20 protein-coding genes are annotated in these 20,366 nt (G+C 50.8%); 13 read left to right on the plus strand and 7 right to left on the minus strand.

Annotated features, from left to right (window positions below; all coding sequences use genetic code 11):
* Positions 1-12: 12 nt before the first annotated feature.
* From C2I18_RS16780 to C2I18_RS16795, 4 genes are all read left to right on the plus strand, one after another.
* Entirely contained in the window at positions 13-714 is a 702-nt protein-coding gene (locus tag C2I18_RS16780; RefSeq protein ID WP_249896906.1) for a pirin family protein, read from the plus strand.
* An 18-nt stretch (positions 715-732) separates the two neighbouring features.
* Positions 733-1,062 (plus strand): hypothetical protein, encoded by a 330-nt coding sequence (locus C2I18_RS16785; RefSeq protein ID WP_249896907.1) that lies wholly within the window; start codon positions 733-735, stop codon positions 1,060-1,062.
* Positions 1,063-1,267: 205 nt separating this feature from the next.
* Complete coding sequence (locus tag C2I18_RS16790) at positions 1,268-2,362, plus strand: Glu/Leu/Phe/Val family dehydrogenase (RefSeq protein ID WP_249896908.1); 1,095 nt, start codon at positions 1,268-1,270, stop codon at positions 2,360-2,362.
* 214 nt (positions 2,363-2,576) lie between these two features.
* Complete coding sequence (locus C2I18_RS16795; protein WP_249896909.1) at positions 2,577-2,903, plus strand: DUF898 family protein; 327 nt, start codon at positions 2,577-2,579, stop codon at positions 2,901-2,903.
* An 86-nt stretch (positions 2,904-2,989) separates the two neighbouring features.
* Here C2I18_RS16795 and C2I18_RS16800 read toward each other — a convergent pair whose 3' ends face one another.
* Positions 2,990-3,754 carry a peptidylprolyl isomerase gene (locus C2I18_RS16800; protein WP_481857946.1) on the minus strand — a complete coding sequence of 255 codons (765 nt, stop codon included), beginning with the start codon at positions 3,752-3,754 and terminating at the stop codon, positions 2,990-2,992.
* 121 nt (positions 3,755-3,875) lie between these two features.
* Here C2I18_RS16800 and C2I18_RS16805 point away from each other — a divergent pair, with 121 nt between their 5' ends.
* The gene (locus C2I18_RS16805) at positions 3,876-5,102 is read left to right on the plus strand and encodes an MFS transporter (protein ID WP_249896911.1); all 1,227 of its coding nucleotides are present in this window, start codon (positions 3,876-3,878) and stop codon (positions 5,100-5,102) included.
* 92 nt (positions 5,103-5,194) lie between these two features.
* On the opposite strand, the gene C2I18_RS16810 is transcribed toward C2I18_RS16805, so the two are convergent.
* The gene (locus C2I18_RS16810; RefSeq protein ID WP_249896912.1) at positions 5,195-5,803 is read right to left on the minus strand and encodes a hypothetical protein; all 609 of its coding nucleotides are present in this window, start codon (positions 5,801-5,803) and stop codon (positions 5,195-5,197) included.
* Between the two features lie 15 nt (positions 5,804-5,818).
* Complete coding sequence (locus tag C2I18_RS16815; protein ID WP_249896913.1) at positions 5,819-6,004, minus strand: hypothetical protein; 186 nt, start codon at positions 6,002-6,004, stop codon at positions 5,819-5,821.
* 245 nt (positions 6,005-6,249) lie between these two features.
* On the opposite strand from C2I18_RS16815, the gene C2I18_RS16820 reads away from it, so the two are divergent.
* A complete protein-coding gene (locus C2I18_RS16820; protein ID WP_249896914.1) occupies positions 6,250-8,145 on the plus strand; it encodes a sensor histidine kinase in 1,896 nt (631 codons plus the stop codon).
* 107 nt (positions 8,146-8,252) lie between these two features.
* Positions 8,253-10,169 (plus strand): sensor histidine kinase, encoded by a 1,917-nt coding sequence (locus C2I18_RS16825; RefSeq protein WP_249896915.1) that lies wholly within the window; start codon positions 8,253-8,255, stop codon positions 10,167-10,169.
* Positions 10,170-10,186: 17 nt separating this feature from the next.
* Here C2I18_RS16825 and C2I18_RS16830 read toward each other — a convergent pair whose 3' ends face one another.
* Complete coding sequence (locus C2I18_RS16830; protein WP_249896916.1) at positions 10,187-10,426, minus strand: NHLP leader peptide family RiPP precursor; 240 nt, start codon at positions 10,424-10,426, stop codon at positions 10,187-10,189.
* Positions 10,427-10,528: 102 nt separating this feature from the next.
* Positions 10,529-11,461, minus strand: a complete 933-nt coding sequence (locus C2I18_RS16835) for a hypothetical protein (RefSeq protein WP_249896917.1) — start codon at positions 11,459-11,461, stop codon at positions 10,529-10,531.
* Positions 11,462-11,572: 111 nt separating this feature from the next.
* Between C2I18_RS16835 and C2I18_RS16840 the strand changes: the two genes are divergently transcribed.
* Positions 11,573-11,887 (plus strand): hypothetical protein, encoded by a 315-nt coding sequence (locus C2I18_RS16840; RefSeq protein ID WP_249896918.1) that lies wholly within the window; start codon positions 11,573-11,575, stop codon positions 11,885-11,887.
* Between the two features lie 346 nt (positions 11,888-12,233).
* Here the strand turns inward: C2I18_RS16840 and C2I18_RS16845 are convergent, their stop codons facing one another.
* Positions 12,234-14,162 (minus strand): beta-N-acetylhexosaminidase, encoded by a 1,929-nt coding sequence (locus C2I18_RS16845; protein ID WP_249896919.1) that lies wholly within the window; start codon positions 14,160-14,162, stop codon positions 12,234-12,236.
* 95 nt (positions 14,163-14,257) lie between these two features.
* Here C2I18_RS16845 and C2I18_RS16850 point away from each other — a divergent pair, with 95 nt between their 5' ends.
* Entirely contained in the window at positions 14,258-15,103 is an 846-nt protein-coding gene (locus C2I18_RS16850) for a helix-turn-helix domain-containing protein (protein WP_249896920.1), read from the plus strand.
* Between the two features lie 133 nt (positions 15,104-15,236).
* Here C2I18_RS16850 and C2I18_RS16855 read toward each other — a convergent pair whose 3' ends face one another.
* Positions 15,237-15,407: a hypothetical protein gene (locus C2I18_RS16855; RefSeq protein ID WP_249896921.1), complete on the minus strand. Its 171-nt coding sequence runs from the start codon at positions 15,405-15,407 to the stop codon at positions 15,237-15,239.
* A 521-nt stretch (positions 15,408-15,928) separates the two neighbouring features.
* Here C2I18_RS16855 and C2I18_RS16860 point away from each other — a divergent pair.
* The 4 genes from C2I18_RS16860 to C2I18_RS16875 all read left to right on the plus strand — a co-directional run bounded on the left by C2I18_RS16860 (position 15,929) and on the right by C2I18_RS16875 (position 20,328).
* Complete coding sequence (locus tag C2I18_RS16860) at positions 15,929-17,374, plus strand: sensor histidine kinase (RefSeq protein ID WP_249896922.1); 1,446 nt, start codon at positions 15,929-15,931, stop codon at positions 17,372-17,374.
* A 23-nt stretch (positions 17,375-17,397) separates the two neighbouring features.
* Positions 17,398-18,033, plus strand: coding sequence for a response regulator (locus C2I18_RS16865; protein ID WP_249896923.1), 636 nt, complete (start codon positions 17,398-17,400; stop codon positions 18,031-18,033).
* A 929-nt stretch (positions 18,034-18,962) separates the two neighbouring features.
* Positions 18,963-19,703 (plus strand): YveK family protein, encoded by a 741-nt coding sequence (locus tag C2I18_RS16870; protein WP_249896924.1) that lies wholly within the window; start codon positions 18,963-18,965, stop codon positions 19,701-19,703.
* Positions 19,687-20,328: a CpsD/CapB family tyrosine-protein kinase gene (locus C2I18_RS16875; protein WP_249896925.1), complete on the plus strand. Its 642-nt coding sequence runs from the start codon at positions 19,687-19,689 to the stop codon at positions 20,326-20,328. Before C2I18_RS16870 ends, C2I18_RS16875 begins: the two co-directional genes overlap by 17 nt.
* Positions 20,329-20,366: the final 38 nt, after the last annotated feature.

Raw genomic sequence — 20,366 nt, forward strand, 5'->3', positions numbered from 1 at the left:
GGAGGGGTTACAGTGATTCAAATCTATCCGGCGGAAGCCGCTCACCGTTTTGACCACGGCTGGCTGAAAGGCAGCCATGTCTTCTCGTTTGGTGAATATTATGACCCCGGGAATACTGCATTTGGGCCTATGCGTGTCTGTAACGACGACACCATCGCTCCGGGCAAAGGCTTTGGCGCCCACCCGCACAGCGATATGGAGATTGTCTCCATCGTGCTCTCCGGCAGGCTGCGCCATGAGGATAATCTGGGCAATGTGGCGGAGACAACCTTCGGCGGGATTCAGAGAATGTCTGCAGGAACAGGAGCTATTCATACCGAACATAATCCGTCCGATACGGAACCTGTACGGCTGCTGCAGCTGTGGTTTATGCCGCTGGCCCGCGGAACGGTTCCGTCTTATGCTACGGGACGTTTTGATCCCGCGAAGCTGGAGGGGGAGCTGCTGCCCGTAGTGTCCGTGGCACGTTCGGAGAGCGTCGTGGATATCGCTCAGGATATGACTATCTATCTAGGCCGTGCCGCGGCCGGGCAGGAGCTGTCTTTCAGCCAGGAGCCTGGACGGCGCGTGTTCATATATGGTATTGAGGGCAAGCTCAGCCTGCAGGGTGAGCAGCTTCTGAATCCGGGGGATTCTGCACGGATTGAAGGCATCAGTGAACTGGCGCTGGCGGCTGAAGAGGATGCCTTTGTCATGGTCATTGATTTGCCTTGAATAGAGGAGGGACAGGTAATGGCACAGGAGGAGAGAGTGCTGGTCAAGCATTCCGTAACAGGACGTATGCTGGTCAACAGCACGGACGGATTTGCTTATACTTTTGATCCGCAGGGTGAACTTACATTCCTAACGATCAATGGAGTGCCTGAGGACCAGGGGACAGCAGTGGTGGCGCTGAAGTCCGAGCTGAATGTGTTCCGTTTTGAGGAGCCCGCAGGCGGGCCGGTAATCAAGCACTGGTATTATGTAGGTGACAATCCGGTAACCTATGACGCGGCTTCCGGAAGCCTGACGATAGCGGTGCAGTCAGAGATCGAATACCGTCCGGATCAATACTGGGAATAAGGCAGTACAGCCGGATAACAGCATATTTTCTGATCTAACCCGGGATAATAACATTCCGGGTTAGATATGTGTGCGATACAGATGATTTCTATTTGAGTGTTCGTGAGGAAAGGACAAATGACATTGACATTCTGTCCCGGGTGTTCTAGTTTTGTTATGAAACATTACATGCTGTTCAAGAATGAAGACAGGAGAAATGAATACAATGGAATTGTTTGCAGCAATGGAGCGGGATGATTACGAAGAGCTGTTGTTTTGTCAGGATAGAGCATCTGGCCTGAAGGCCATTATCGCGATTCATGACACGACCCTGGGGCCAGCTCTGGGCGGAACCAGAATGTGGACTTATGCTTCCGAAGAAGAAGCCATTGTGGATGCGCTTCGTCTGGCCAAAGGGATGACTTACAAGAATGCGGTGGCCGGACTAAATCTGGGCGGCGGTAAGACGGTCATTATCGGCAATCCCAAAAAAGACAAAAATGAAGCAATGTTCCGCGCCTTTGGCAGATACATACAAGGACTAAACGGCCGCTATATTACAGCCGAAGATGTAGGAACTACAGAAGAAGACATGGATATCATCCATCAGGAAACCGATTATGTGACCGGAATTTCGGCAACGTACGGTTCCTCCGGCAATCCTTCACCGGCTACTGCCTTCGGGGTATACCAGGGGATGAAGGCGGCTGCCAAGGCTGCCTTTGGCACGGATTCGCTGGCAGGCAGGACAGTGGCTGTCCAGGGTGTAGGGAATGTCTCCTTTACGCTGTGCAAATATCTTCACGAAGAAGGTGCCCGGCTGATTGTAACAGATATCAATAAGGATGCCGTGGGACGCGCAGTGGAAGCCTACGGCGCCAAAGCTGTAGATCCTTCCGATATCCTTAGTGTGGACTGTGATATATATGCGCCGTGCGCACTCGGAGCCACGCTGAACGATGATTCCCTGCCGCTGCTTAAGGCAAAGGTTGTAGCCGGTGCGGCCAACAATCAGCTGAAGGAGCCGCGTCACGGCAACATCCTCCATGAGATGGGGATTGTCTACGCTCCGGATTATGTAATTAATGCCGGCGGTGTAATCAACATTGCCGATGAGCTGAACGGCTACAACAAAGAACGTGCCTTCAAGCAGATCGCCAAGATTTATGACAGCATTACCCGTGTGCTGGAGATTTCGCAGGCTAAGGGAATCCCGGCCTATGCTGCGGCAGACCGGCTGGCAGAGGAGCGGATTGCCCTGCTGCGCAGCAGCCGCAGCACCTTTCTGCAGAACGGACGGCATGCGCTCAGCAGAAGATAATTGGACTCATAAGCACAGTGCTGTATAGTAACACTGTGCTCCGGCCCGGCGTTCCCACTGGCATCAGCAGCGGGAACGCCTCTTTTTTTGTACATAATCTGTCCTTCAGACAGTGAGGAATGTCGCGGTGCATCTGGCAGTTAATCAGGAGAATAGAAGGAGTGTTACAGTTTTTTCTAATTAGGAGAGGTGGAAGTCCATGTCCGCTATTAACATGAACACCGCATTTGCTTATGAGAGCAGGGAGTCTTATTTTGACGGCAAGCTGATAGAGTATATCGGCTGGTGTCTGGCAGGCTGGCTCGTGACGGTATGCACCCTCGGGATCTGCTATCCATGGTCTGTAGTCATGATCTACCGCTGGAAAGTGGAGCATATGGTGGTGGAGGGCCGGCGGCTGCGGTTTGAGGGTACGGCTGTCAGCCTGTTCGGACAGTGGGTTAAATGGTTTGTGCTGTCCATCATTACGCTCGGCATTTACAGCTTCTGGGTGAAAATCAAGCTGGAGGAGTGGAAGGCCAAGAACACCTTTTTTCAATAAAAGTAAGTTCGCTTACGGCAAAAAGCCCCTTTCCTTTGACAGCGGACAGGGGCTCTTCACTTTGTATTAAGGTGTAAGTATACAGCTTATTGCACCTTTTCCGGCTCCGGATAGGTGACACCAAGCGTATCTACGGTGACTTTGGTCATCACCGGCGGTTCTTCCGGACGGTCGTTGCTGTCCCGCGGCAGGCTTACAATAGCCTGTACGACATCCATGCCTTCCGTTACTTTGCCGAATGAAGCATAGCTTCCGTCCAGGCTCGGGTAATCAGCTGCCATGATGAAGAACTGGGAGCCCCCGGAGTTCATGTCCTGGGATCTTGCCATAGACAGCACTCCCTCGGTGTGCAGCAGATTGTTGGTGAACCCGTTGCCGGAGAACTCACCGGCAATGCTGTAGTCCGGACCGCCCATGCCTGTGCCGTCAGGGTCACCGCCCTGGATCATAAAGCCGGGAATGACCCGGTGGAAGATCGTTCCGTCATAAAAACCCTTTTGGATCAGGGAAATGAAGTTATTGACGGTGTTGGGCGCCACTTCAGGGTAGAGCTCAGCCTTGATGATTCCGCCGTTGTCCATTTCAATGGTTACCACCGGGTGGCTGGCCGTTTCCGACGGTACGCCTTCGGCAGCACCGGCTGCATTATTCTGCGGGGCAGCACTGGCTTCAGCATTCACTGCATTGCTGTTACCCGCTGCTTCATTATTGGCCGCCGGCTTGTTGCCGCAGCCTGCCACGATGACCAGCAGCACGGTCAACAGCAGCAGTGTGAACGGATTTCTTCTGGTAAGCTTCACGTTCTCAATCTCTCCTTTTATCCTTGTGTAATCTAAGCAGATATACTTCATCATACCCTCTTTGTCCGGGTTCTTGCAAAGCCCATAAGCGCACCCGGGATTGGCACATCACTCAAAGAGGGGTAGAATGGTAAGAAGCTTCCAGAAAAAAACAGAGAAGGCGGTGCATACAATGAAATTTTCTTGGAAGCGGAACCTGATCGTGCTTTGGGTAGGGGTTTTCTTTTGCAGTACGGCATATTCGATCTCGATTCCGTTCATGTCCATCTTTTTGAGTGACCAGCTTGGGGTTACAAATCATCTGGAAATCTGGTCAGGTGTCAGCTTTGGGATTACTTTTTTGGCCAGTGCGCTGATTTCGCCGTACTGGGGATCGCTGGCTGACAAATACGGCCGCAAGCCGATGCTGATCCGCTCGGGATTCAGCCTGGCCGCTTTATATCTGATTAATTTTTTTGTGACTGATCCTTATGTTTTTGTGATCGTACGTATATTCCAAGGACTCCTGGCAGGGTTCGTTCCGGCCGCAATAGCGATGGTGGCTACGAATACGCCGGAGGAAAAAACAGGTTATGCACTAAGCATCATGTCTACAGCAGGAGCTACCGGAAGCATTATCGGACCGCTGATCGGCGGAGTCGTCAGCTATTATTCCAGCAACCGCAGTGCATTTTTGTTCTCGGCGGCAATCGTGCTGGTCTCCGCGCTGATCGCCACGTTCTTTGCCAGGGAGGAGAATGTGAACCGCTCCGCACCCAGATCCAGGGTCAGGGATGATATCCGGGAGGCCAGAACTAACCGTGCCTTTATGACACTGCTGTTCCTTGCCGGTATCTCTACCTTCTCGGTGATGATTCTGGAGCCGCTGCTGCCGATCTATTTGCTCGATATGGGCGTCTCCAAGAGCGATGCTTCTCTAAGCTCGGGCATTGTGTTCTCAGCAGTAGGCATTGCTACCGTCATTATGGCCCCGCAGTGGGGGAAAATAGGCACCCGCAAAGGCTTTGGGCTGGTGCTGTTCATCGGACTGATCGGCGGGGGGATCGGAAACATCCTGCAGTATTTTGTGTCCGGCTATGTGGAGTTCGCTGTGCTGCGTTTTGCCTACGGCCTGTTCTACGCCGGAGTTCTCCCGTCGGTGAATGCGATGATTGTCCAGACCATTGACCCCGGCTTCCGCGGACGTGCCTTTGGACTTAACCAGTCTGCTTCACAGCTGGCGACAATGGCCGGGCCGATTATCGGCGGGCTGCTGGGCGGCTTCCTGCCGATCCGCTGGGTGTTCGTGATTAACGGGCTGATGCTGCTGCTGGCCGCAGTGCTGGTCAAACTTTACAAGCTGGAGTCGAAGGTCAGCGTGGCCCGTCACTCCGGCGAACCTGCGGTATTGCCCAAATAGGAGTGGAGCAGCAGCCTGACGTTATATATTGTTAGATGACTTAAAAGCGCCGCCGGCATCTGCCAGCGGCGCTTTTCTGTTCCTGAAACGGGCTATCTGTCTTCCTCACCGGTAGAGCCGTTCAAGAGATCGGTCCCCGGCATGACATCCACAGGCGGCGCTGCCGGATCAACGGCAGTGCCCTGCTGAATCTCGTCCGCATCAGGAACATCCTCAAGCGGCTGCTCTTCTTCTTCGTCCGGCAGCTCATCATCCTCAGCGTAGTCGATCACGCCGCCGGTCAGTCCGGCTGCGCCTGCAGTAAAAATCGCATCGGATTCCAGCAGCTCGTCCCGTTCAGGTGCCGGAGAAGCAATTATGCCTCCGTCCCGGTCTGCTCTCCGGCCAAGGCCTTCTTCAGGTGCATTAAGACCGATATCCGCAGCCAGAATGTTGTCACCTACGAGAGCCGGGTCCGATCCGGAATCGACGGTTCCGTCAAAATCTACCGGAGTTTCCCCGACAGGAGTATGGCTGGCCAAGGCGGATTCCAGGGGGCGGTTCCCTGTGCCGTCCGTGAGGTCACTGGGCCCTTGCTCGGTTATCGTGCCGAGCGGCCGCAGCTCTTCTAAAGGGATGTCCTGCTCAGGAGATACGCCGCCCATCTTGTTGTAGCGTTCATATGCAAAGTCGGCTTCAGTTTTGTTGAATTCATTACCCATAGCCGTTCACTCCTTCTATTCTGAGTCTGCTCCCGGTTTAGGAACAGCGTGATTGATTGCTGCCTGCTGGTCATCGTCCGGCAGGGCGTCCGGAAATGATCCTTCCTGAAACAGGCCGAATTCTTCATCGATATCCCGCTCGGTAACCATTCCCTCTTCATCAGGGACTTTGCCGGTATCCGGTTTCCCGTGTTTATTCATCGCCAGTCCTCCTCTGTGTATAGTAATTCTATACCCGTTTAACGGTCTGCGAATCGCGGGTAAGATTTGGATAGAAGCTTACCATAATATATTCAGTTTTTTACGTCTTTAACCAATTTACGGACATAAAGGCTCTGTCCTCGATCTTTTTTGCAAATTTAGGCAGGGGACGGCGCGAAGGATGTCGAAATATAAGAAGCACATAAACTGTATGAATCCCACTAAAGATTTATTGAGGTGTCCAAATGAAGCTGTTATCACCAAAGAGCATAGCTGCGATCCTGATGCTGCTGCTGCTCTCAGCCATAGTACCCCTCGGTATTGCCATGGAATGGAAAGGCCAGGCAGGTACTGTCGTTAAGGGGTGGGAGCAGGCTTGGGACGAATCAGAATTACATAATGTTACCGGAGCTGCTGCAATTCCGGATCAAAACTGGATTCATATAACAAGCGGCACAGCGATGCCGCTGCCTCCCGGAGAGACGGAAGCGGCCTGGCTGCGCTTTGATTTGCCGGAGACCCAGGGCGATTCGGCACTGCTGATTGATAAAATCTACGGCAACCATATAAAGGCATACAGGAATAACACCCTCATTTTTGACTCTGAGGCTATGGTCGGTTTTAGCGGCAGCAAGGTGCTTATTCCTTTGACGGGTGAAGAAGAAGGCCGTCTGTATTTATGGAGCACCGGCAACGGCCGGGAGCTTGGAATAGAAGGAGAGGTCAGGCTGGGCGGGTACAACAAGCTGCTCGCCTTTTACGTAAAACAGGACCTGGTCGATCTGGTGATCGGCGCCGCGCTTGTCTTTATGAGCGCTGCGCTGCTGATGTGCCTCTTTTTCCTCAGAGTGGAATTTTTCTCAGGCGGCTTCTGGCTTGTGCTGGTTATCTTGTCTTTCGGTGTCCTGATGATTACCTACTCGCCGTTTCTGCCGCTGATTACGCACAAGCAGGACCGGATCATCGAGGTTTGCTTTGATCTTGCCCTGTTTACGCTGCTGCCGGCATTTACGTCTTATTTTGAACGGATGTTCCTGAACGGACGGAGTCGCCTGCTGATCCGTTTCCGCAATTTTCAGCTTGCCTATTCTCTTTTCTGCCTGTGCCTGATGATTGCGAATGCCCTGCTGTCCTACCGTCTGGATACGCTGTACCGGATGCTTACTGTTAATGTTCTGGGCATCATGATGCTGCTGCAATTCATTTTATTGCTGAGCCTGGCGGTCAAGTATGCCTATAAAGGCAGCCGGGATGCCGTAATCTTCTCTTTAGGATTTGGCGTGTTTGCTGTTGTGGCGCTGACCGAACTGCTGCTGTTTTTTGCATCTGGAGAGCGGTATCAGCTGTACTGGTGGAAGTGGGGAGTGGTTGTATTTATTATTTCCCTGATCGTCATCCTGGGCAGAAGATTTGCCCGAAACTACGAGCGGACCGTGGAATATTCCCGGGAGCTGGAAAAGTTCAACACGGATCTGCAGCGTTCCGAGAAAATGGAAATTATCAGCGAGCTCGCAGCCTCAGTAGCGCATGAGGTGCGCAATCCGCTGCAGGTTACCCGGGGCTTTCTGCAGATTCTGGGTGAACGTTCCGCTTCAAAGGAGCAGGAATACCTGAAGATGGCCATCGATGAGCTGGACCGCGCTTCGTCTATCATTACAGATTTCCTGACTTTCGCCAAACCGGGGCTGGATACGGTAGATGTGTTTGAGGCGGGTACCGAACTGAAACATGTAGCCGGTATTCTGGTTCCGCTGGCCAATCTTCAGGGAGGCACCATTGATCTTCATCTGCAGAACGGCCTGACTGTGCTGGGCAATCCCTCCAAATTCAAACAGGCTTTTATCAATCTGATCAAGAACAGTATCGAGTCGCTTGAGGATAACGGACGGATTACAGTAACTGCCTGGAAATCAGGAGAAGATATAATAATCAGTGTGAAGGATAACGGGGAAGGCATGAAGGCCAGTGAACTGGCCCGGCTGGGGGAGCCGTATTACTCCAACAAAACCAAGGGAACCGGGTTGGGGCTTATGGTGACCTTCCGGATCATTGAGGCGATGGACGGCACCATTAAGTTTCAAAGCACCAAAGGTGAAGGGACAGAAGTAACCGTTAAATTGCCAGGCGCCGGAAGAAAATAGAAAATAATTGGTTTGTCTTGCTATTTATGAAGGGATAGGCAAAGGTCAGGGCGAAATAATAACAGCAACAGAACTTTGCTTCTGAAACTTTCTCCTGAGGTGCTTGCATGCGCTTGATTTTCAGAACTTTACAGAAAGCGGCATTGGTTTTCCTGCTGTTTATGACCTGCGGACTGCTGCCGGTATCGGCGCAAAGCGAATATGCCTCAAGCGAAGTTTCCAGCTGGCAGATCAAGTGGGCGGATGAGGCCGGAGATCACGGAGCTGAAGCTCCTGCTGCTGTTCAGGAAGGGTGGATTACTGCCGGAGGAGAACAGGGGTCACCTGAACTTCCTAAGGGAGTCTCTGCTGCCTGGACCCGGATTCCTTTGCCGGAGTTCAACTATGCGTCACCTTCGGTTTATATTGAAAAGCTGTATGCACTGCAGGTAAAAGTGTACGTAGAGCAGCGTCTTATATATGAAGATAACCGCGATTATATCAAAGATAATTATTCCCTCCTGATTCCGCTCAGCACCGGGGACAGCGGCCGGAACTTATACATCTGGACAGAGACGCTGCAGGACCGGATCGGCATCAAGGATCACGTGATCATCGGCGAGCATAGTGAACTGGTCAAGGATTATATCGGCAATGGTCTGATTGACATCATTTTGGGCGGCGCCTTTTTGTTTGTGGCTGCAGTGTTGTTTGTATGCGCCTTTTACCTCAGCAAGGAGTATTTTCCCATTGCGGTGTCCCTGTCTATAGTTATCGCCTCCACAGGTACGCTTTCTATTACTTATTCTCCTTTTATCTATACCTTCTATAGCCATTTGGGTCCGGTCAGTATTGTTTTTCTGGATCTGGCTCTTTTGTCGCTCCTTCCTGCATTGACGTTCTTGTTCGAAAAAATCTTCGGCAGCGGAAAATTTGCTATTATCCGGCGCTTCCGCAAATTCCAGACCGGCTATTCCCTGTTCTGTGCGGGATGTCTGATTATCAATCTGCTGTCAGGCAACCATTTTGTGGAGCTGTATTATTTTGTCTCAACCACGGTTGTCGGAATTATTCTCATTCTGCAGTTCATACTGCTTATTGCCTGTGTCATCATTTACTCCCTCAAAGGAAACAGGGATGCGATTATTTTTGCTGTGGGCTTCGGGACGGCTGCCTTTACAGGCGTATTGGAGCTGATCTGGTATTATTTCCGGAACGGCAACTATGATCTCTTTTATTGGAAATGGGCGCTGGTGGTGTTCATTCTTTCGCTAATCATTATTCTGGGCCGCAGACTGGCTATGAATCACCAGCAGGTGGTGAAATATTCCCGGGAGCTGGAGCTGTTCAACAATGAACTGCAGCGCTCCGAAAAGATGGAGATTATCAGCGAGCTGGCAGCATCGGTGGCGCATGAGGTGCGTAACCCGCTTCAGGTTACCCGAGGGTTTCTGCAGCTGCTCAGCGAGAAGTCGACCGGGGATGCGCAGAGCTACCTGTTCATGGCGCTTAGTGAACTCGACCGGGCGTCGGATATCATTACGGATTTTCTGACCTTTGCCAAGCCGGAATTTGAACAGGTGGTCCTCTTGAACGTGCAGGATGAATTCAGGCATATCGAGGGTATTCTGCGGCCGCTTTGTCATATGAATGGCGGAAAAATGGTGCTCGATATGGGTGGCCAGCTGTGGGTGAGGGGCAATTCCTCCAAATTTAAGCAGGCGTTCATCAATATTATCAAGAACAGCATTGAATCGCTTGGGGATGAGGGTTATATCCATATGAGCGGATATGTGCGGGGGGATAAAGTATACATTCATATTAAGGATAACGGCGAAGGTATGGACCAAGGAGTGCTGAACCGGCTGGGCGAGCCGTATTTCTCGAACAAAACCAAGGGAACGGGCCTCGGCCTGATGGTGACCTTCCGCATCATTGAGGCGATGCAGGGGGAGATCAGGTTTGTCAGCAAAAAAGGGGCCGGAACCGAATCCATCATCATTCTGCCGCTGGCAGATGCTCAGGATGATTCCAACCCCTTATGAAGTCTAAGCTTGGTGAATTACCATGAACCCATCGGCTTAACGTCAGCTTTGAGCACATCTGAAGAAGGACTCGGAGGAATGACCAGGTAGAACTCGTTGGAGCCTTCTTCTACAGTTTTTAGCGTGATGTTGTCAGGAAGCTGGATGCCTAGGGCTTCGAACAGGGCTGCTTTGGGATCTGCAAGGAGCTTCTGCTTGAAACTTGGGTCTTCCCATGCTTTTTGAATCACTTGATTCTTAAGAATTGCTTCTGACATCACAATCATCCTCCCAAATGGTTAATTTTACCTACCAAGCATATCATAGTCTTTTATATAATTCTATTACTATTTTTTGGATTATGTAAGTGTCTGTGCTGGTCATAGATTACTATGTCTCGATAGCCAGTAACCGAGTCCTCCCCCCTGTAAAAGCTGCTTCTCCGCCTCAATGGCTGAGGCGATATGCTCCAGATTCTTGACCAGTACTAGGTGAAAAGACAGCAGATGAGGAATGTTCAGGCTGTAGCCTTCAAGCCTCTTATGATTATCTGCGGCAGTTCCCGCATAAGCAGCGAGGCCGCTTGAGGTGAAGATGAAATCTTTAACCTTGCCTTGTGTAAGGAAATCCTCAGCCTCAAGGGAGGAGCGGACCAGCGCGAGGAGACAGTTATAGCTTCCGTCGCTCAAATCCTGCTCCCAATCTTCATAATCATCAACCATTTGCAGTGTTATCAGCACTTCATGGAGCATAGATTCACATTCTGCGATCAGCGGGATGCGGTCTGTAAGCAGCAGTACAGCGGTACTGCACAGCTTAAGGGGGCTGGCTTTGTGGGCGATCCGGATACGGTCCTGCACAAAATAATTTCGGGTCTTTTCGCTGGTGACACTGTCGGCCCATTCCGAAATATAGCGGTTGAAATAGGACCAGAAGGGCGATTCCGGAGGAAACAGCGGGCGGTAAATATTGAGAAACTCCACATACAGCAGATTGGCCAGCGGCAGCTTTCCGGAAGCCGGGGACTCCCTATCGTCCATCAGATCATCCTGAAGGAAGAAATAGAGCATAAGCAGGATATTGCCGGCCGACATCGTACGTGCTGCTTCGGGAGTAATTCCATATTCGTCCCGCAGCCAGAAGGGGAGCAGATAACAGATATAGTTCTTGTTGCTCCCTGCCTTAAATACGTTAAATTGGTCAAGATAGGCCAAGCCCTGCGCAGCAAGCGGCTCCGGGAATCCGGAAATGATGCTGCTGCTTTTGTTGAATACAGCTTGCAGATCTTCTTCGTAATGATGAAGCCAATCCATAGGCTTCGCTCCTGTCCTCAGTTTATTTTGTCAGGAAAAAAGTGGTTATTCGTCATGATTATAGTCCTAAGGACAGGGGATTTCAATCGGAAATGTTGGGGTGAATGGGACTTGGAATGGTACACTTTGGGACAAATGCTGATGAAGATCCGGATCGGGCAGAAAGCCGCCACTGCGGACGGCCGGACCGTAATGCGTACAGCAGACGGACTGTTCTGGACAGGCGGAAGAGAGCACGGCCGGGCGGTCGAGATCAAAGACTATTTGTTCTCGGATATCTGGAGAATCTACGAGGATGAAGAAAGCCTGCAGGAAAGTGCAGGAAGGGAAGAGCGGGAGCGGCGGGAACGAGAAATGATTGAGAACCAGTATGAGGAGCTGCGCGGGGAATGGCTTGCTGCCGCCGGCGGCCAGCCGGAGGAGTAACCATCACAGCAAATCCCGGCCAGCCGGGACGCTGGAGCGTCCGGCCTGACCGGGATTCCGCATGAATGTCTAATAAGCGTGTACAGTTAGGCTAAGTGGAATTTCTCCATCTGATTCTCCGGCAAATAACGGTATTATGATGCTGGTGGGAAAAACTCCACTTAAATGCACTGGAAAAGTCTAAAAAGGCATGAATCCGTCGAATTAGCTGGAGATTTTCCAACTACATTCCATAAAAAAAGAAAATGGAGAGAATTAGGTGGAGTAAATCCCAGAAGATATAGTAAAGTCAGCACTAATAGATTTCGCTTATATAATAGAGCGGAGGTTTCAGTAACTCTAGTAATCAGCCAGCTGCCGTATCCGAAAGACGCTGAGCCAGAGCGGCGTACTCGCCGCGCAGGCGGAGCAGCTTGGAGACGCTTTTCTCCAGGCCCCCCGGACGGTTGCGCTGTATCCACAGCTGCCGGTAATGATGAAGTAAAAGGTCAAGATCCTTGATCTGCCGGGTAACCTGCTCAGGTCTGATGCCGCTCTGATCAGCTGCAAGCTGGTGTTTGAGCCGGCAGAGCCGGACAGCATGCTGCACAAAATGTATGCCGTTAGCCAGCTCCCGGCCTACAAGTGCGGCATCCTCACATTCCAGCGCGAGATCCGGCAGTCTGGCTTCTATACCGCTGATATACTGTTCCAGCTGGTCCAGCTGTTCTGCAGACAGCTTGCCGGAAAGCTGTACACTGCCGAGATTACTGCGCAGCAGCATGGACATTTCTGTATCATTTGCCCGCACACGGGATTCAAATTTATAGTAGTTCCCCAGATCAAGCAGCAGCTGTCCGATCTTCTCTGAACGGTCTTGAAAAACCGATTTGTTGAGATAGCCTGCGATATCGGCTTCAAGATTGTGCTCCACATTCCAGGCCAGCGCGGCGCCGTATACGAATCCCGGATAGCTTACCGGCAGATGCTGCCAATGGCCGAAATCGCCCCAGTCGGTAATCAGATATCCGATAGCCCCGTAGTTTTTGCCGTGGACAGCTGCATTCCGCAGATTGCCCAGCATATTGTCGCTGCGTCCTGTTAGCGAGTTCCAGGAGCTGGTGCCGGGGCAGACATAGAACGGTATGCCGGCTTCCCGGAATTTCTGCATATCTTCTTCAAAAGGATGCTCCGCGCCGTAGCCCCATTCCATGGCAATAATGTTTTTGGGCAGCTGCGGGATCAGCTCGGGATACTGAATGATAATATCGCCCCAGAACTGCATCGTTTTGCCGCGCCGGGACACAAGCTCCTGTATTTTGAGCAGGAAGGATAAATACACCTGGCCTTTTCCTGACGCATCGGCCTGTGCCTTGCTCTTGCCGAGACCCACCTCATAGGTTTCATCACAGCCGGTATTGAACTGGCTGGAGGTGAAATAGGGCAGCAGATCATCATACATAGTGCCAAGGAGAGTAAGTACTTCAGGATCTTCAGTATGGAAGGTTCCGGGCTCCATGAACAGGCCGTCCGGATACATATCGCTGTCATACATATATTCCGGCATCTTGAATCCTTCAGGAATTTCAGCCAGGTGGTTGAATTCCGGCCGGGTCAGCCAGCCTTCCATATGTCCAAAGCTGTTCTGGTTCGGAACCAGCTCAATCCCGCGCTCCCGGCAGTATTCATCCAGCAGCAGAATTTCTTCACCGGTTATAGGGGTTTCAAGCTCCCATACAGCCGGGAAGGATTCGTAGGCAAAAGGTGAACCTTCAATATATAGCTGCAATTGGTTCAGCTTCAAATCTTCCATCAGATCTACAATCCGGTAAAGGGTTTCGGTCTTGGGAATTTTATTGCGGCTGATATCGATCATCAGCCCCCTGGCGGCAAAATCCGGTTCGTCATAAATATGCAGGTACGGGATTTTTCTGCCACACTGCCCCAGAATCTGCTTCAGCGTGGTTACTGCGTAATTAGCCGCTGCCTGTGAGCCGTAAGTTATGAATATTCCGCCTGCGTCCACCCGGATTTCATAGGCCTGGGAAGGCAGTGCAAGGTTATAGCTGAAGCTGCAGGCGGATACAGTATTCGGACGTGTGCCGACAGACAGGGGCAGACTCAGCTGAAGGGCTTGCAATATGACAGCCTTGAGCCTGCGGGCGGCGTATAATATCCCGCGGTCCTCTTCAGCGGCCAGAATAATGCTGCCGTTCACAGGGATTGTAAATATTCCTCCGGAAGCTGTAAGCCTGCGCGGATAGGGGAGAAGCTGCAGTAGGCCTTTTTCAGTCATAGCGTGGACACCTCTTGTTCATGTAGAATATGTTCATCTATAAACAACCTTATCACTCTTAAAAAAAGGAAGGAATGCAAAATATGCTCAAGCAGATGGATTATATGATCAGCCCGTATCCTATCCGGATCATTGATCCCAAGGTGGAATCCTCCAGGCTCAGATTACAATCGATCCGTGTAGGGCAGGCCGGGCATCTTCCGGGAAGAACACTATACCGCTCCGGAGCTGTCTTTGAGCACTGGGCGATGGTCTATATCGCCTCCGGCAGCGGAACCTTGACGGAGAACGGAGGGAAGGAGCAGCAGGTAGGGGGAGGAAGCCTGTTTTTTTTCCGTCCGGGATACAGCTACTGCTTTGGTCCGCCTCCTGAAGGGAGCTGGGACGAGTATTATATCGACTTCACCGGAACAAGAGTAACTGAGTGGGTGGAAGCGGGGATGGTTACGGGCGGCACTGTGTATCAGATTGGACAGCCGCCGGGACTTTTGTCCTCCTTCGAAGAGGTTCTCCGGCTCATGGACAGCGGAATTCCGGCAGCTGCTGACCGTGCCGCGTTAATTCTCGAAAATATGCTGCTGGAGTGTACATTGGCCGCTGCCGCCCCCAGCCACTCCAGGGAATCCGATTTGATGCAGACAGTCCGCGATGATCTGGGCACCTGTGTCTACGGGGAAGTTACACTGGCGGAGATTGCTGCACGGCATCATATGTCAATGTCGACACTCCGCCGTATTGTCCGCCGCAGCAGCGGCTTCCCGCTGCATGAATATATTCACCGGATCAAAATGGCTGAAGCCAAGCACCTGCTGCTGAATACCAGCCTGCAGATTAAGGAAATAGCCGGGCTCCTCCATTACAGCGATGCTTTTTATTTCTCAAGGCTATACAAAAAATATATGGGGATTTCTCCCCAATACTCCCGGAACCATATTTTATAAATCGACATTATTCTACTTTTGGCTGTATTCCTTGTCGGAATATGTAGTCTTATGTTGACATGCGCGAATTTTGGATGCTATGATCTAGATAATATTAGCAGTTTTTTATGGGAATTCAGCATTAGTTTCATAACTATGTTATGCCGGAGATGAAGCCATGAGGGAATTTTACTGCATTACTTGCCGCAGTCTCCATAAAGTGGATGTACATAATAACCGCACCGTACGCATCATGTCCACCGGGTATCATATCGTTGGCGAACAGCGCTACCAGATTTGCATTTGTAATCCCCAGAAGCTGCATACAGCGTTGTCAGCGGAAGCGGAACGATCAGCGGAATAAATGATGCTCATATTTAAATAAAAGCAACCTGTGCGCACTGCGTACAGGTTACTTTGGCTGCAGTTATAAAACCTGAAAATAATGGATACGCTACCATTGGTAAGGTGAGGATATATTTTCCTGGTAATTTTGAAATTACAGAAAAATAACTTGTTATTTATTAATGTGAAAACGCTGTCAGTGGAAATCGAAACTTGTTATTGTGATTTTTCTCATGTATGATGCTTTTATCAAAGCTTAGCTAGCTCGAATTTTCCAAAGCTGGAGAATAGGGTGGTGGGATGAAAATTAAATCAACCGCTGAAGACAAACTGATAGCTTTTTACAGATACTTTTCTTTGTCCCTCACATCTCTGATGTATCTCCTGGATACCACGGGGCCTTCCGTAATATACAAATCCCTATTAATTCTAATACTATTCTTATTTGCCCAAATATTTATGATCTATTACCGGAGGCTTCGCAACAGACCCCAGGCACTTATGCTGGTTGTAAGTGCAGAGATGGCGGGTATTCTGGCACTGACGCTCTTAACCGGCGGTTATGACAGTTCGTTTAAGCTGTATGTGCTTAACCCTGTTCTCATTGCGGCCGGATCTTTATCCATCTATTTCGGGTGGAGTTTACTGTTTAGCTATATCGGCCTGATCGCTGTATTTTGTTACTTTTTCTTGAATTCTTCCGGAAAAACTTTTGCAGAAGCTGTACTCGAGAACGGCAACCTGTTTCTAGCCATGGTACTTACGGTTATAGTTATGCAGATGGTTAACAGGATCAAGCGGCAGCGGGAAGAAGCAAACGCGCGGACCAACGAAACCATGGAGCACATCAAATCGCTCTATCATATCGTGGAAAATTCCAGCCAGCATGACTTTATGAACATTGGCCAAGTGATCACGGATTATGTTGTGAAGCTTACCAAGCTTGATAAGGCCTTGTTCTGGTTTGCCAAGAAGAGCGGCGAGCCGGCTCCGCAGAGCCGTCAGACCGGATGGCAGCATGAAGAGGAGCATTTTCTCTTCGAGGAGCTGGAGAAGCATGAGCATGAATGGAGACTGCAGCGCGAACCGGTATTCAAAAGTTTTCCCGGACTCGGAGACTTTTTGCTGATGCCGGTGAGAATGAGCACCCGTTTTGTCGGCATGATCGGCGTGAAGCTGGAATCGTCTGAAGGGCTTGAAGGCCGCAGATGGTATATCCAGCAGCTGATGTTTTTGTCTGAGCTTAGCGCAATCATTCTCGAGCGCCATGAATTGGGTGTCATTGAGAACCGGCTGATCATCACGAATGAGCAGAACCGGATAGCTGATGAAATGCATGACAGCGTCTCGCAGAGCCTTTTCGGCATTGTGTATGCTACCCACTCTTTGAAGCAGACATGGCGCAAGATGTCTGAGTCAGAGCTGGAGGAACAGATTGAGCTTATTCATGATTCAGCGACCAAGGTAGCCAAAGAGCTGAGGATTACGATCTACAGTCTCAGCTCCAAGAAGAGCGGCGGCCCGACATGGCTGGGCATGGTAAGGTCACATCTGAAGAGCCTTTCCCGGCTCAACGATGTGGAGATCGAACTCAAAATAACGGGCGACGATTTTAGCCTCCCGTACCCCTATCACAAAGCGCTGTTCCGGATCATTTCCGAGGCAACAGGCAATGCCATCCGTCACGGTGCGGCCCGCCGGGTAGATGTTGAACTGTCGCTCAAGCCGAAATGGATCAGGCTGTCGATCATTGATGACGGCACAGGCTTCAATACGGATTTACTCTGGAGAGATACTGAGGATAACAGCAGCGGATTGGGCATGAGGAATATGCAATATCTGGCACAATCTCTCGGCGGCGATTTCCAGCTGACGAGCAGTGAGAATGCAGGTACAAGAATTTTAATTTCGATACCTGTCGGTGTGGCTGAATTAAAAAATGCATAAACTTTAGGCAGGAGGTCGTTCAAGTGAATATCGTCATTGTTGATGATCACCCTTTGGTGAGAAGAGGTTTGGCAGCGGTCATTTCCATGCAGCCCAATCTGCATTTTGCAGGCGAGGCAACGAATGGCCAAGAAGCTCTTCTCGTAATCGAGGAGACGAAGCCTGATCTTGTGCTGATTGATCTGAAGCTTGCCGATGAATCGGGCCTCGATGTCATCAAGGCTGCGCGTGCCCGCGGGCTGTCCAGCAAGTTCATTTTGCTGACATCATCAGCGAGCAGAGAGGATTTTTTGAAGGCGGAAGAAGTGCTTGTAGACGGTTATGTGCTGAAAGAGGCCTTGCCCGAAGAGCTGCTGTTCGCTATCCAACTGGTACATAAAGGCAGAAAATATTACGACCCCGGTTTGATGGAAGACAAGATGCGGATGAGCGGCAGCAGTCCGACAGACGAATTGACCCCGAAGGAAAAGGAAGTATTGATCGAGCTTGGCCAGGGCGCCTGCAACAGGGAAATTGCTTCACGGCTGTTCATCAGTGAATTCACGGTCAAGAAGCATGTCAGCCAGATTCTGGCGAAGCTGCAGGTTGCCGACCGTACACAGGCTGCGCTGTATGCCAATGCGGTTGGACTGACCAAATATGAAATGTCCTATGATTAAATAGTAAGGACCTGGAATACAGAACACGGACATGTAATGTCCATCAGGCTGTCGAGAACATCTCGGCAGCTTTTTTTATGTGATTTTGGTTTCATACGGAACCGCGTTAACTATTGCCGCTCCAGCACATCGCCTCATGCGCACCAGAACCTATAGATTACTTGACAGTGCTAATGCTTACGGACCCCAGGTCCGTTACTTTGCGCTGGTGGCGTGTTTTGGAATCCTAACGGACCCCAGGTCCGTTATTTCATCTGAAAGGGCGTAATTTATCCACCATTTGGCGGAATAAGGGAACGACGGTCCGTTAGCGGTGGAAACAGGGAGAATTCCGGCAAATAACGGACGCAGTGTCCGTTAGCGTGAGAAAGGGACGGAGCATATAGCGGAGGCAGAGTCAGGTCAGTACGGAGGGGGGGCGCCAGGCAGTCTTATGCGCCTGCCCACACACTGCAAGGCGCAGCTTGGACCCGTGCAAAATAAGTCATATTTGCTGACCAACCCCGGTACCCCCGCCGACGGATGCGCGTTTCTCAACACTCTGACGGACATATAATGTCCGTGTTTTTTTGTGCTCTTTGGCGGCATGAAGGGACACATAGAGGTACAAAGGCTCCCCGCAGTGGGAGCTTTTTTATCTGTGTTCAGCGTTTATTTTACAGATCCGGCTGTTAAAAAGAATGTGTTTGGGGACGGGATAACGTCAGGCGTAGGGTTGGCTGTCATTAGCTGTAAGTCATTCCCAACCATATGGTACTAAAGTATACCATTGAGACCCACCTAGGAACCAAAGAGACTCACACGAAAGTGAAGATTAAAGTGATGCTATGACCCATGTGGCAAGTCGTTCGGATTGATAGAATTAAAGCAAGATATCTGAAATTTTCATATCACTTTCAGAATGCACCAAATGCGGAAGGAGGGTTACTGTGGAAAAGACGATTTTAGATTACATTAACCTGATTAAGAAGAGGTTATGGTTAATCACGGTATTTGTATTAATCTCCTGCGCTACGACCTACTACGTCAGCAAGAACTTCGTCGTACCCGTCTACTCCGCTTCCGGACAACTGCTGGTCAACAACACCGCAAATGTACCCGAGAGCAATAATCTCAACAATCTGAACTTCAGCCTGAACCTCATCGAGAGCTACAAGGAAATCATGAAGTCCCCCACGATTATGAAGAGTGTAGTAGAGGATCACCCCGAGTTCAACCTGACGGAAGAACAGCTGGCCGGGAAGCTGCAAATCCGATCTTCGGAGAGAAGCTCGGTCATCAACATCACTGTTGAGGATGAAAATTACGCCAAGGCAGCCGGCATTGTAAACGCGGTTTCACAGTCGTTCATTCGCAGCCTGCCAACGCTGATGCAGCTCGACAATGTGACTTTCCTGACTCCAGCAGATCCGGCTGACACGCCTGCACCGACGAACGGCGGGTTCGCCATGAACCTGATCATCAGCTTTGTCGTAGCGCTGATGGCTGCGGTTGGAATCATCCTGCTGATGGAGACGCTGAACAGCACACTCCGCAGCGAGAAGGAAGCGGAATTCGATCTTGGCCTGCCGGTCATTGCGAGCATTCCTACCATCCGCAAACGTGATTTGGGCAAAGCGGCAAATGCCAACGCAAGAGTAGGGGAGGGCGCTTATGTTACGGCTGAATAAAAGTTTGATTGCGGACTACAATCCATCCTCACACATTTCCGAATCGTTCCGCTCGCTTCGTACCTACATCCGCCAGCTCGGTCTGCTGAAAGGGAACGGCGGACAGGTGCTGCTCTTCACATCTGCTGAAGGCGGAGAAGGCAAAACGACCATCCTGTCGAACCTCGCCGTTTCATTTGTCCAGGACGGCAAAAAGGTAGCGGTAGTCGACTGCAACCTGCGGCATCCCGGACTGCACACGGTGTTCGAGGTGGAAGGAAGCTATGGCCTGGCAGCTTATCTTAGCGGCCAGGAAGAAGCGAAGGATATCGCTGTTTACGGAAACCTTGCCAACCTGGCAGTTATTCCTGCGGGGATAACCAAGGTCAGCCCGCCGGATCTTCTGGGCAGCGACAGAATGACGGCGCTGCTGGAGGAACTGAAGAATAACTTCGATCTCATCCTGCTTGACTCGCCTCCGGCAGTAGAGTTCAGTGATGCACGGATTCTGGCCTCGCTGACAGATGGAGTGATCCTGGTTGCAAGGCACGGAAAGTCAAAGCGTGAAGCTCTCCGCAAGCTTAAGGTGCTTATGGAGCAGAGCGGATCAAAAATTCTCGGAATTGCCATGAATCAGACCAAATAAAGCTATCGCAGCAAGCTCACAAAAAATTATTTTTAGGA

The sequence above is a fragment of the Paenibacillus sp. PK3_47 genome (assembly GCF_023520895.1).
Taxonomy (GTDB): Bacteria; Bacillota; Bacilli; order Paenibacillales; family Paenibacillaceae; genus Paenibacillus_AQ.